Annotated in this window: 13 protein-coding genes; 9 read left to right on the top strand and 4 right to left on the bottom strand. The window is 43.6% G+C overall.

Features of this window, described 5'->3' with window-relative positions; translation table 11 throughout:
• The 6 genes from ACYX4N_RS10465 (at position 1) to ACYX4N_RS10440 (ending at position 2,891) form a co-directional block, all read left to right on the top strand.
• Entirely contained in the window at positions 1 to 270 is a 270-nt protein-coding gene (locus ACYX4N_RS10465) for a hypothetical protein (protein ID WP_476053983.1), read from the top strand.
• 97 nt (positions 271 to 367) lie between these two features.
• Positions 368 to 682, top strand: a complete 315-nt coding sequence (locus tag ACYX4N_RS10460; RefSeq protein WP_474806445.1) for a hypothetical protein — start codon at positions 368 to 370, stop codon at positions 680 to 682.
• 444 nt (positions 683 to 1,126) lie between these two features.
• A complete protein-coding gene (locus tag ACYX4N_RS10455; RefSeq protein WP_476053982.1) occupies positions 1,127 to 1,495 on the top strand; it encodes an MmcQ/YjbR family DNA-binding protein in 369 nt (122 codons plus the stop codon).
• A gap of 14 nt (positions 1,496 to 1,509) precedes the next feature.
• Positions 1,510 to 1,887 carry a DUF3703 domain-containing protein gene (locus tag ACYX4N_RS10450; protein ID WP_476053981.1) on the top strand — a complete coding sequence of 126 codons (378 nt, stop codon included), beginning with the start codon at positions 1,510 to 1,512 and terminating at the stop codon, positions 1,885 to 1,887.
• Entirely contained in the window at positions 1,877 to 2,668 is a 792-nt protein-coding gene (locus ACYX4N_RS10445; RefSeq protein ID WP_476053980.1) for a PhzF family phenazine biosynthesis protein, read from the top strand. Before ACYX4N_RS10450 ends, ACYX4N_RS10445 begins: the two co-directional genes overlap by 11 nt.
• Before the next feature lie 37 nt (positions 2,669 to 2,705).
• A complete protein-coding gene (locus ACYX4N_RS10440) occupies positions 2,706 to 2,891 on the top strand; it encodes a DUF4177 domain-containing protein (RefSeq protein ID WP_269918947.1) in 186 nt (61 codons plus the stop codon).
• A 136-nt stretch (positions 2,892 to 3,027) separates the two neighbouring features.
• On the opposite strand, the gene ggt is transcribed toward ACYX4N_RS10440, so the two are convergent.
• Both ggt and ACYX4N_RS10430 read right to left on the bottom strand, forming a co-directional pair.
• Positions 3,028 to 4,785: a gamma-glutamyltransferase gene (gene ggt / locus ACYX4N_RS10435; RefSeq protein WP_476053979.1), complete on the bottom strand. Its 1,758-nt coding sequence runs from the start codon at positions 4,783 to 4,785 to the stop codon at positions 3,028 to 3,030.
• Between the two features lie 14 nt (positions 4,786 to 4,799).
• Positions 4,800 to 5,564: an enoyl-CoA hydratase gene (locus tag ACYX4N_RS10430; protein WP_474806434.1), complete on the bottom strand. Its 765-nt coding sequence runs from the start codon at positions 5,562 to 5,564 to the stop codon at positions 4,800 to 4,802.
• 112 nt (positions 5,565 to 5,676) lie between these two features.
• On the opposite strand from ACYX4N_RS10430, the gene rrtA reads away from it, so the two are divergent.
• Entirely contained in the window at positions 5,677 to 6,261 is a 585-nt protein-coding gene (gene rrtA / locus ACYX4N_RS10425) for a rhombosortase (protein ID WP_474806433.1), read from the top strand.
• Positions 6,262 to 6,469: 208 nt separating this feature from the next.
• Here the strand turns inward: rrtA and ACYX4N_RS10420 are convergent, their stop codons facing one another.
• Positions 6,470 to 8,965 (bottom strand): prolyl oligopeptidase family serine peptidase, encoded by a 2,496-nt coding sequence (locus tag ACYX4N_RS10420; protein WP_476053978.1) that lies wholly within the window; start codon positions 8,963 to 8,965, stop codon positions 6,470 to 6,472.
• A gap of 179 nt (positions 8,966 to 9,144) precedes the next feature.
• Here ACYX4N_RS10420 and ACYX4N_RS10415 point away from each other — a divergent pair, with 179 nt between their 5' ends.
• Entirely contained in the window at positions 9,145 to 9,699 is a 555-nt protein-coding gene (locus ACYX4N_RS10415) for a glutathione peroxidase (RefSeq protein WP_476053977.1), read from the top strand.
• 170 nt (positions 9,700 to 9,869) lie between these two features.
• On the opposite strand, the gene ACYX4N_RS10410 is transcribed toward ACYX4N_RS10415, so the two are convergent.
• Entirely contained in the window at positions 9,870 to 10,472 is a 603-nt protein-coding gene (locus ACYX4N_RS10410) for an FMN-dependent NADH-azoreductase (RefSeq protein ID WP_476053975.1), read from the bottom strand.
• A gap of 239 nt (positions 10,473 to 10,711) precedes the next feature.
• Between ACYX4N_RS10410 and ACYX4N_RS10405 the strand changes: the two genes are divergently transcribed.
• Positions 10,712 to 13,177 carry a CHRD domain-containing protein gene (locus tag ACYX4N_RS10405; protein ID WP_476053974.1) on the top strand — a complete coding sequence of 822 codons (2,466 nt, stop codon included), beginning with the start codon at positions 10,712 to 10,714 and terminating at the stop codon, positions 13,175 to 13,177.
• The last annotated feature ends 24 nt before the right edge of the window (positions 13,178 to 13,201 follow it).

The following is a 13,201-nucleotide window of genomic DNA, read 5'->3' as shown; positions in this document are numbered from 1 at the left end:
ATGATAAAAAATGAAGTACCAGCTAGGATTATCCTCACTTTCTTTACAATATTGCCGGTTTATTTGGCTGTTGACTATTTTCAATCAGACAAGCCATTTGTTGCTGTGTCTATGCTTCTAATTTCAGTATTGTTTTTGATTACTCAGGTGAACATCAAACAATTTTTGGTGTCGGAAAAGAAGCCAAAAGCGAAATTAGTTTTTTTACAAATATTTATTGTTGTAATATCGTTAACGCTACTGGTAGCGAAGCTACTAGGTTATACCTGACGCCTTCCAATTTGTACGTGAGTTGATGCTCAGTTTGTTCAAGCAATTTTAAAAGAACTATATATCTAGTCTTTCCAACGTTGTTAAAAGGATTTTCATGAAGTTTTACCCACACTCAAAGATTAAAACGGATAACCTTCCTACCCTACTCTTCGCTGCAAGAGCCACGAGTGTTCTTGGTTATATCTTTTCGTTGCTGACTATTTTGCTTTGGGTTTCTAGTATATTCCTTGGGCCAAGAACTATGTATGGCGATTCAAATAGCCCAATTTTTTCAGCGTATTGGGATGGCGCGAGAAGTATAGCGTGGCTTTTTAGTGCAGGTACAGTATCTACTGCCCTGTTTTGTTTTATTGTCGGCGGATTGTGTGCAGCGGTTGTGTCTTTTGAATATAAATACACTAAGTCGTAGGTCAAATAACACAAGTCCAAGTCTTAATTTTATAAAAGTCCAAATTATGAGAAAAGTACAAACCGTTTTTGCTGCTATTTTACTATTAGGGTTGCTGTCTGGGTGCACTGCACTTGATGTTGAGCCCTGGACTGCTGAGGAGGTTCTAGGTGACGTGATTTCTTCAACAATTACCGGAAATAAAGTGTCTAGTGGTAACCGCTCTAAGTGCAATCAAATAAAAATGCAATGCCCAGCAGCTAATTATAGTGAAAGGTATGTAAATGGTGAAATAAGTTGCTCGTGCAGAAGTTAAATGGAAAGCAGTTGTCTTATTCACACCAAGGTTTGGCATTTGGGCAGAACTTTTATCGCGTTTAGTGTATTGGGTGTTTCTAACAAGAGGTTAAGGTGGATTATGAAGCACAATAACCGCTAGTTAATTTCTTCAATAAATAGAATGATATGACAACCGTTGAATTCAATCTTTTTTGCAAAGCGCTACCCCATACTACCCATGTTGTTCAATGGGGAAACTCAGATGTATGGAAGATAGGTGGGAAAGTTTTTGCTATAGGGAATACTGGTAAAGATGGGTACCCTGCTTTTACCTTTAAAACGTCTGAGCAAAATTATTATTTTCTGGAAGAAAAGCTTGGCTATAGACCTGCGCCCTATCTTGCTAGTCGTGGAATGAAGTGGATACAGCAGTACAATTGTGAGAGCGATGAAGATGAAGCGTTAGAATATTATTTAAGCGCATCATATAAACTTGTATCGTTAGGGTTAACCAAGAAAATGCAAAAAGAGCTTGGTTTAAATCAACCTCAATAAAAGGTGCTTAGACCATGTTCAAAGCAAAAGGCTTTACGCGCAATATTCGCCCATATGTAGAAGCTGAAATAGCGCTAGCTCATAAAAAGCAAAACCAAAACAGCCAACAGTGTGCATTTTCACACTTAGAAAATGCACACGTTCTTGGTCAAGCCTCTACAAGGCTACACGTTAAAGTACACGTTCAAATGCTTTTATGGGCAGTGAAACAAGGTAATTTTCACGAGTTTTTTGGTCAGCTTTTCAGAATAACTGGCGCAGCCACGAAAACTATTTTTGGGCTAGTACCTCATGGAAATACAGGCGGGGCTAACGTTAGCCCATTTAAGGCAATGCCAATCAAACCAAACTTAAATACGATCATAAAAAAAGCGCGTTCGAATGAAAATTAAAATTAACGTTGTCGATGCATTTACCAATGTAAGGTTTAAGGGCAATCCTGCTGCTGTAGTTATAACGGGTAAATGGCTTAGCGATGAAAAAATGCAAGAAATCGCTGCTGAAAATAACCTTTCAGAAACCGCATTTTTGGTAGAAGACGACAACGGTGTATTTGCTATACGCTGGTTCTCCCCCATAACGGAAATCGACTTTTGTGGTCACGCAACGCTGGCATCCGCGTTCGTAATCTTTAGCGAAAATTACCAGTTACCGCACATTTCGCTTTTCGCTAAATCGGTGGGTATGATGAAAGTAGTTAAGAAAGAAGACGGGTTCATTCAAATGGACTTCCCTAATAGAATGCCTGGCCCAGTCAGCGACGTACCTGAAGCGTTATTACAAGGGCTTTCCATCAAGCCCAAAAATGTTTTAAAAAATGACCAAGCTTATTTTGCTGTTTATTCCGACGAAGACGACGTTTTAAGTGTAATTCAAGACAGCGAGCAGCTTAAAACACTTGCGCCCTATGATGTGGTAGTGACAGCACCGGGCACGCAATTTGACTTTGTATCCCGTTATTTCTGGCCTGCGAACGGCGGTGATGAAGACCCGGTTACCGGTTCAATCCACACTGGGCTGGCGCCCTATTGGGCAAAAGTGTTTGGACGTTCAAAACTTATGGCTTATCAAGCATCTAAACGAGGTGGTACAGTGAAGTGTGAAGTAGCAGGTGATCGCGTGCTTATTTCTGGCCAAGCAGTGTCTTACCTTGAAGGTTATATTACTATCTAACAATTTTAAGAATAAAGCTGTAGAAGGAACTATATAAATGCAAAAAGTCGTTGAATTTAAAACTCGTAACTTTTGGTCTAGCCAACTCAATTTAGACACCCTTAACGAAGAAATTAAAAAGTACAATAATCAGGGCTGGCGTGTTATTCAAGTAACACCTGCGGCGTCGTTCTCCGCACATATTCGTTCAGTATTGCTCCTTCTTGAAAAATCGAATGGTTAAAAGTAAAAACTAGAAAGCGCCGACCATTCCATTTACATTTCCTGGCGCAATAAAAAAGCGGAAGATATTTAATCTTCCGCTTTCACTCACTCAACAACATACTGCTGTATCTTTTTCTATCTACGCAAACTCAGCGTTAGCGCCCTACTGCAATGCCCTCCCTGCGAGGATCTGCGCCGCCAATTAATTTACCTGATTTAAACTGAATGCCATGAAGACCACTGTTTAGATCCACTACTTTGACGTTATGGCCGAGTGTCTTTAATGGCTCTTCAAGTTCAGCTATTGGTGTGCCTTTCTCTAACGCCGTATAGTCGTTTCGATTAGTAATTTTAGGAAGATTGATGGCCTGCTGAATATCCAAGCCAAAGTCTAAAACACCAATTAGGGTTTGAGCGACATAGCTTACAATTCTAGAGCCGCCCGGCGAGCCGACAACAACTTCTAGGTTCCCTTCTTTGTCGAAGACCATTGTAGGGCTCATCGCGCTTCTAGGGCGTTTACCAGGCTCTACGCGGTTGGGTACAGGAAAGCGGTTTTTAGTCGGCGAAAATGAAAAGTCGGTAAGCTGGTTGTTAAGCAAGAAGCCTTCTACCATAATTCCAGAACCAAACATAAACTCTATGCTAGTGGTCATTGATACTGCATTGCCTTCTTTGTCTACGATAGAGACGTGAGAGGTATTGGGCAGTTCCATTGAAGTACCAAGTGCAACATTCGCATCGGCATACGGGTTACCAGCGCGCTTACGGCGCCACTCTTTATCTACAGCAATATTCTCAGCTCGGCGTTCAAGATAAGCCGTGTTGATCATGGCCGCAAACGGCAAGTTAGTAAAATCACTATCTGCTATAAACTTCTCACGATCAGCATACGAAAGCGCACTTGCCTGCGAGTACAAATTCGCAAACTCCACTGAATCCGGTGCATACTGGCTAAGATCAAAACCTTCTAACATTTTGAGAATCTGATAAACGTTCACACCACCAGAGCTAGGTGGTGCCATACCGCAGATACGCTTTTCGTGATATAGCCCACAAACAGGTTCGCGTTTTATAGGCTCGTAGCTTGCTAAATCTTCTAACGTCATCTGACCTGGGTTGATTTCAGCGCTATTTACCGCTTTTACTATTTTTTCAGCGACCTCGCCTTTCAATAAATAGTCGCTGCCCTTTTCCGCAATACCTTTTAAAGTCTTGGCGAGCTTTTTGTTTTTCTTAACCGTCCCCTCTTTTAACGGCAGTCCTGCCGGGAAGAAGTAAGTAGAACTTGCAGGAAAAGTTTTAAGGCCTGGGTGGTAATCTAAGGCCACCAGCTTAGCTAAACGCGGCGACACTTTAAAACCATCTTCAGCTGTTTTAATAGTATCGTCGAATAGCGTATTCCAAGGTAGCTTACCAAACTCACTTTGAGCCATTTCTAACGCTTTTACTGCACCGGGAACGCCTACTGACTTACCACCAACTACGGCATCTAACCAGCGCATTGGCTTGTTACCTTCAATGAACCAATGAGAATTGACGGCTTTGGGCGCGGTTTCACGGCCGTCAAAGGTGTGAAGTACTTTGTTCTTATTATCCCAATAAAGGATAAAGGCACCACCACCGATGCCTGATGATTGCGGTTCAACCAGAGAAAGCATTGATTGAACAGCCACCGCAGCATCTATCGCACTACCGCCTTTTTCTAGAATATTCTTCCCCGCCCATGACGCATAGGGGTTTGCCGCCACTACCATATAGTCTTTGGCTTCAAAAGCCTTTTTCTCTATGTAGCCTGTAGCCGCTTCAGGCTCACCAACTTCGCGAGCTTGTTTAGCGTTAGCTCCAAAAATGAAGCAACTAGATAATGCAAGAGTAACTACTGAAGCTCTGAACAAAGCACTGCGTCTCAAAATAATACTTCCTCTTATTTAAATTTTTCGGGGTTAATTGGCCGTTTTTTTAGAAACGCATCGAACGCTTCCTGGGCTGCGGTTGTGCCCAACGCTTCCAAAAATATATCAAACTCTTCGTTCATTTGTTGGTTCGTGCGTTCCCCGTCACCTTTCAATAATGCTTTAGTCTGTCTAAGCGAGAATGATGGCTTGGCAACGAGTTTGTCTACCGTAGTTTGAACGGTTTGATCTATTTCGTGTGCGTCAACAATTTTTGTCAGAATACCAAATTGATAAGCGTCGGTGGAGGTAAAAGGTTCGCCTAGCATTAACCACTCTGCCGCTTTGATATGACCTGCAACCTTAGGCAAAAGATAACTTGATGCATACTCGGGAACAAGCCCTAAGTTGATGAACGGTAGAACAAATCGGGTATCTGGTGTTGCGTATACAAAATCGCAGTGGAGTAAAAGCGTTGTGCCTATCCCCACCGCCAAGCCATGAACTTGCGCAATAACCGGTATGTTACACGCGGCTAGTGCACGCATAAATGCTGCTGTCTCAGGCACTTGGGCGTGATCTTGTTGCTGCGCAAAGTCGCCAATATCGTTACCTGCGGTAAAACAATCACCAGCACCTTTTATCACCACCACTTTCGTTGAGCCATCGTTCTTAACACCTAATATGGCATTCGCCATTTCTTGGTACATATCGCGTGTTAACGCATTTTTCTTGTCAGTCCGGTTGAGCGTAATGGTTAAGCACTGCTGATTATTTTCGGTAATGATGTAAGACATAATCACTCCTTTACTGTCGTCTTTTTTATTTCGGGTGTACTTCAGTTTTCACCCAGTAGGCAATTTCTGTATCATAGCCAGCAAATTCGAAATTCAAAAATAACTAACACTGATGATGTCACTGCCGTTTTCGCTTAAGTATAGCGCGGGTCCCCTTTTTATTGCGCTATGCTCCGTTGTCGCGTTTTTCTTTGAGCCTATGTCTGGCAATTATTTGGCTTACGACAGGTATGCCATTCAAGGTTTAGAAACTTGGCGAATAGTCACCGGTAATATCGTGCATACCAATGGCTACCACCTACTTTTAAATTTAGCAGGTCTGGCACTGTTGTGGGCACTACACGGCGAGCACTATCGAATAGGGTTGTACTTAAAAGTTTTCGTATGGTGCTGCTTGGGGACTAGTGTTGGGCTTTACTTGTTTTCACCCGATCTTATTTGGTACGCAGGTTTGTCTGGTGCGTTACACGGTATTTTCGCATGGGGCGCCTGTGTTGATATAAAAGAGAAAATGAAGTCGGGTTGGTTGTTGCTTATTGGCTTAGCCATAAAAGTAGGTTACGAACAAATAGACGGTAGCAGCGAACAAGTCGCAAACCTAATTGACGCAAAAGTTGCCGTAGATGCGCATTTATTCGGCGCGCTTACCGGTATCGCAATCTTTCTACTTATGTTTATTACGGCGAAAAGAAAATAGAAACTCGAGCAATATAGCATCACTCTCATTGCGCACCTTGAGTCGTGAAATAGATAAAATACGCTTTAGTAAGAGAATTACGATATTAAAAAAGGCCCGAATTCGTTGAGTTTGGGCCTTTTTAGTAAGCTTTTATCCGTCTTAAATAGCTATCGCGCTGTGAGCAACTCAGTGGCTTTTAATCACTGGGTTGCACTCGCGGTTTTGCCTATAAGTTTTCTTCGAATAGCTTGTAGATACGGCGGTATTCATCAAGCCAAGAGCTTGGCTGTACGAAGCCATGTGGCTCTACCGGATAAATAGCTGTTTCAAAATCTTCCTTCTCTAGCTCGATAAGGCGCTGTACCAATCGCACGGTATCGTGGAAAAACACATTGTCATCAACCATAGGCGCATTGATAAGCAAAGGCTTTTCTAGTCCATCGGCAAAATAAATTGGCGAGCTACGCTCAAAAGCGATGGGATCGATATCAGGCGTATTCAGAATATTAGCCGTATATGGCGTGTTGTAATGCGCCCAATCGGTCACCGGGCGAAGCGCTGCTCCTGCCGCAAATAGATCTGGGGCAGTAAACATAGACATAAAGGTCAAGAAGCCGCCGTATGAACCGCCGTATGTGCCAATACGCTCACGATCTACATTGGCATTTTCAACAAGCCAGTTAACACCATCACGCAAATCTTGCACTTCAGGCGTACCCATTTGACGATAAATAGCGGTTCGCCAATCACGTCCGTAGCCAGCACTAGCGCGATAGTCCATATCTAGTACGACATAGCCTTGCTGCACGAGCATGCTATGGAACATGTATTCTCGAAAGTAACCCGACCACCCCATGTGGGCATTTTGCAAATAGCCCGCACCGTGATTAAACACTACCGCTTTATTTGGTGCTGTCTTGTCGTAATTTTCCGGTAAATATACTCGTGCGTAAATAGGTGCATCGGTATGCGACGATTCAATAGCGACTATGTTAGGCACCGCCCATGGAAGTGCATTAAATTCAGCACTGGTGCTTTGCGTTATTTGTTTTGCTACAGCTGTTTCATCGGCAGGCTTAAAATAAAGCTCTTGTGGCTGATTCACCTTGCTATGGCTTAGCAGCAAATGTTCACCATCAGGGCTAAGTGAATAGTCTGTCATACCATTCAAATCAGTCATGGTATCGATGGAATTGTCACTTAAATCTGCACGATAAACTTCGTAAAGACCCGGGTGCTCCATATTAGCTTTAAAGTAGATATAATTGTCATCGCTAGAAAGCGTTAAATCGTCAACAATAAAACGGCCGCTGGTTAGCGCGACAGGCTTCTCGCCAGGCTTTTGAACGTATAAGTGAGAGTAACCAGTATGCTCAGACTGATAGTAAAGTGTTTCGCTGTCATTTAGCCAATCAAATGCGTTGAAACGGTAGTTTACCCACGCATCGTCATGAAGCCTATGCTGGTTTTCTAGCGTTTTATTCGCTAAGTCGACCGTTGCAATCCAGCGGTCTTTGTTGTCCCACGCTTCTAGCATAACGGCAACAGCGTTACCGTTTTTGTGCCAGCGAATCGAAGGCTTAGTCCAATACCAGCTTTGCAGTAAGGTAATGTCGCGGGGCAAACGGTTCACTTCATAAGTTGTGCCTTTCGCTTTTGCGTTCTCTGCTTTAACGTCTGCAAGTACGTCGTCATTGTAACCAGGCAGATTGAAGTATTTAAGTTCGCTTTTCTCGCCAGTTTTAATATTTAGCAGCCAAAGTGTGTGATTTACCGATTCTGCATCAGCCACACGTTGGCGTACTGGTTTCGCGGCGATACGGCTGTCTTCTTGAATATAATGCGGCATGATGTCGCTGTCATTACGAGTCGGCTTACTTTCCGTGGTGGCGACTACCGCAAAGTTACCCGCAGGTGATACGCTAATACCCGCTAGTCGATGCGACTTATCAAAGTAAAACGGCGTAGGTGCTACACTGCTGTTTTCTTTGGCCAACGCTTTTTGAGCGTCGTCTTTTTCTTGTCTGTTTTTGCGCTGCAGCTTGATGTATTCCACCAGCGACTGTTGCTGCTCGGCAATATAATCTTTAGGCGGCTCAACCGCTTTGGGTTCGTCGCTAAACTCCCAGCTCAATAATTCTTCGCGGGTGCCGTTAGATAGGTCTATAGCAATAAATTTGTTACCGCTTAACGCCATTAAGCGGCCATCAGTCATAAATGAAAGCGTTGATAGTGCGTTACCACCACGAGCGATCCGCACGGTTTCACCATTGGTAAATTGCACATAAACACTGTCTTCAAATGAATAAGCAATTACACCATCATTTCTTACTACACGTTCGTCAAAACGATACTTGTGTAAATCTGATAATGGCGCTTTTACGGCATTTGCTGGGTTAGAAGGTTCTGCAATATAGACATCTGTCAGTGCACTATCTTGTCTTTCTTTTTCAAAAACAATTTTATCGCCATTCACCGACCACCCCATACCTTCAGGCAGCGCGCCCATCCATTGAGGATCTGACATTATTTGCTTTAAAGTAATTTCACCTTTTTGCACGCTGTTCTGGGGCGCTACAGCTGGTATAACGGTTTGCTGAACTGTGGCAGCCGGAAGCGATGTAGAGGTTGTTTGGCTAGAGGGTTCGTTAGTAGTGCTTGCACATCCGCCCAACGCAAAGGTAACGCTAGCCGCGATGAGTAAAGAAGAGTATTTTTTCATTATTTTAAGTCGTTGTTATGTAAAAATCGTTAACATTATACGCAGAGCTATAGCTAAAGCGCTAACGTTCATCGAGTGTGATAGTGAACCAAACGTAAACCATTGCCGTTTATGGTCTTGGAATAAGGTCTGATGATCTTCAACAAAATAACAAAAATTAACTGATGAGGTAAAACACGATGAAAGCAAAAGGTATTGTACCGGCGCTTCTTGCGCTCAGCTTTTTCACATCTGCCAGCTTTGCGAACGAGTGCCCTAGCGTACTTAAATTTATGAAACGTAAGCTTAACTCGCAAGAAACGGTAAATTTGTGCAGTGAATATGGGGGAAAGACACTACTTGTCGTTAACACTGCCAGCTATTGCGGTTTCACGCCACAATTTGAAGGATTAGAAGCGCTATACAGCGACTATAAAGATAAGGACTTTGTCGTACTAGGTTTCCCTTCACACGACTTCAACCAAGAAGACAGCGATGAGGGCAAAACGGCAGAGCTATGTGAATTAACCTATGGCGTGAAGTTTCCGATGTTCGAACCAGTATCGGTAAAAGGTGACGACGCAGATCCTATGTATAGAATGCTTAAAACCGCTACCGGGAAAGCACCCTCTTGGAATTTCAATAAATACTTAATTGATAGCACGGGTAAACAAATCACTCATTACTCAAGCTCAACTAAACCTACTGACCCGGCTTTTATCGCAGACATAGAAGCACACCTCAAAAGCGAATAAGGCAATGGGTAGTAACGCCATCTTTTGGTTACACTAAACGCGAATGTTAATGCCGCGCATAAAAAAGCCCCGCCTAACAGGCGGGGCAATCAAGCACACTCAACTTGGAACACACTTTTAGCTGAAAACATACTTCCTACGTTTTAGCTAACTGCATTAATTTAGTGTGCTTAGTGATTAGTTAGTTCAATAATTTTTTCACTTGCAGTAGCAAAAGCTTTGTTTGCACTTTCCTCGCCCATGTTAAGTCCTTCAGCATAAACGAATTTTATATCGCTAATACCTATGAAATTTAAAAAGTGTTTTAAGTATGGCGTCTGTGTATCGAACTCCGACCCAGCATATACACCACCGCGAGCAGCAAAAACCGTGGCTGATTTATTTTCTAGCAAACCAACAGGGCCAGTGTCGGTATACTTAAATGTTATGCCCGCTCGTGCAATACGGTCGAAATAGGCTTTCAAGCTCGATGGAATACCAAAATTGTACATTGGCACTGCCAATACAATTTCATCAGCCGCTTTCACTGCTTCAACAATATCGTCAGAGACTTTCGCCAATGCCTGCTGTGATTCATTTCGCTCAGATGCTTCAGTCATCCACGCTTGCATCTCTACGCCCGTTAAGTGAGGTAGCGCCAGTGAGGCTACATCCACGCGCTTAATATGTACTGAGCCATCACTTTCAATTTTTGAAAGATATTCGTTTGCTATTTTTGAAGAATTACCTTGTTCGCCACTAAGGCTGGAAAATATAGCTAAAACTGTTTTCATGCCGCACTCCAATGTTTGTTGTTTCGTTAATAGACAACTATGTTAGCGAAATAAGTTTGGATGAAAATCTCAAAAATATGAGGTAATCGTTCTAATTTTCAGAACGAAATCAGGCAAAATGAAACTTTTGTAAATTGATTGAAAACATTACATTACTTTAATGTTGCAAGGAGGTTGATCTTCTCTTATTTGCTTCGCGTAATCGAGTTTGCCACAACACAATTAAGAGGATACAAAAAATGAGAAGGACCAAAGCGCTCCTTGCATGTTCAATCTTACCACTATTTTTATTCGGCTGCTCTGACGATGACGACGATGTCGTACAAGAGCCCACACCCGCCCCAGAATACGCAAACGTTCGAGTTGTTCACGCAGCATCAGACGCACCAATGGTAAACATTACTGCTAATGACGCCATACTCAACGATCTTGAAAGCGTTGATTACCAAGTCGCTTCATCGCGTTTTGAGGTGGAAACAGGTACATACGATATTGGTGTTACAGGTATTCTTCCAAGTGAAAACGCTGAAGTGCTGCAAGCTGACGTAACGTTAGAAGCTGACGTGAACTACGATATTTTTGCCGTGGGTAATGTTGGCGATGAAACATTATCGCTTTTAACTGTGACCAGTATGGAAACCGCGGTTGATGCTGGTAACGCTCAAGTACAGATTGTACATGCAGCGTCTATGGCGCCAACGGTTGATATTTACGTTACAGCACCAGATACAGAAATCACTGCCGAGCAGCCGCTTGTTACTGCCGAATTTACCGACGCAACAGATTTGATTCAAGTACCTGCGGGCGATTATCAAATCCGTATTACACCGGCAGGTGAAACAACCGTGGTGTACGACTCAGGCACGGTTAATTTAGCTGACGGCGCCGATTTGCTTATTGCAGCAACTAATAACGTAGGTACAGGTGACTCACCAGTAACATTATTGGCAGCAGACGGTGACAGCAGTTTCAAAATTTGGGATTCAGAGGCAGGTGCCGAAATTCGCGTAGTACATGGTATTAGCGACGCGCCAGCGGTGGACGTTATTGCCAATAACGAGATTGTGCTAGTAGACGGCATTCAGTTCCCACGCACCACCGATTACCTGTCTGTTGCTGCGGGTGATTACTTAATTGATGTTGTAGCCGATAGTGACAACAGTGTTGTGGCTGTTGACGATGCAGAATTGACACTAGATGTAGGTATGTCTTATACCGCTATCGCGAACAATGTACTAGCAGCACCTGAGCTAGATGTATTAGTGGATATGCCTCGCTCAGTCGCGACAGAAGCTAAAGTGCGCATTGTACATGCTTCACCTTCAGCAGGTAACGTAGACATTTACGTAACTGCAGATGGTGAAATTGATGCGGTTGACCCGGCATTTACCGATATTGCCTATGAGACTGGTGAGCTTGTTGAAACAGGTTACGTAAGCTTGGCGGAAGGTGACTACGTAGTGACGGTTACGCCTACTGGTACCAAGACAGCGGCAATTGAAACAGACGTCTTATCATTAGAAAATGGCGAAATTTACACAGCAATTGCACTAGACGGCGCAATGGAAGGTGATTTACCTCAATTAGCATTACTTGATGGCCTAGCACCACCTCCACCTGTTTTTAACGCTGACATGACTTACAACGTTAATTTAAGTGGCTCACAAGAAGTGCCTGCTGTTGATACCATGTCAACTGCAACAGCAGTCGTTGAGATTGACGAAGACTTGCCTGCATTTAGTGTAAGCGTTGACGTTTCAGGCCTAACTGACGTTACGGGTGTACACGTACACGATGGCGGCATCGGCATGAATGGGCCAGTTGCCTTCCCACTAACTGATGCTGGCAATGGTACGTATGTTTTAGCTGAAACTAATATTTCACCTAGCAACTTAGACGCACTTACCAGCGGTGAGTGGTATTTAAATGTTCACACTACCGCTAACCCTAATGGTGAAGTGCGCGGTCAAATTGTACCCGACACAACTGCGGTAGTAACCTTCTCACTAAGCGGCAGCCAAGAGGTGCCAGCGGTTGACACCATGGCAATGGGGTCTGGCTATGCTCTTTTCGATACCACGGACAACAACGTTTCTCTTGTGGCGGTAACCACTATTGAAAATGCGACTATGGCGCACATTCATACCGGGTTTGCTGGTGAAAATGGTGACGTACTTGTAGGACTTGTGGAAAGTGAAAGCACTGCTGGCGTTTGGATGACAGACGGAAGCATAGCGCTAGATGAAGCTACAGCTACTCAACTACTGGCTGGTGGTCATTATGTGAATGTGCATACAGCAGCCAATACTGGTGGCGAAATTCGAGGTCAGATCACGCCTGACAACATTGAAGTGTACGGCATCATTGCCAACGGCCTACAAGAAGTGCCTGCAGTAACTACTACAGCAAGCGGCGCTGGTGCATTTACTTTGAATACATCAACAGGTGCACTGTCAGGAAGCGTAACTATAACTGGTATGACAGCCAACATGGCTCACATTCATGAGGGTGAAATGGGCGTAAATGGAGATGTTCTAATCGGACTTACTGCCGGTACCAGCGGTATGTGGTCTGTACCAGCTAATACTACGTTAACCAATGAGCAAATGGGCGTGATGGCAGACGGAGGTCTTTACACTAACTTCCACTCAGATGCATTCCCAAGCGGTGAAATTCGTGGACAAATTACGCTAGGTTTTGACTAACAGGGTCCGGTCACACGTATTGCT

This window comes from Alteromonas sp. ABH4_452 (assembly GCF_056311825.1).
Note: the sequence above shows the minus strand (reverse complement) of the source record. Positions and strands in the feature narration are given on the sequence as shown.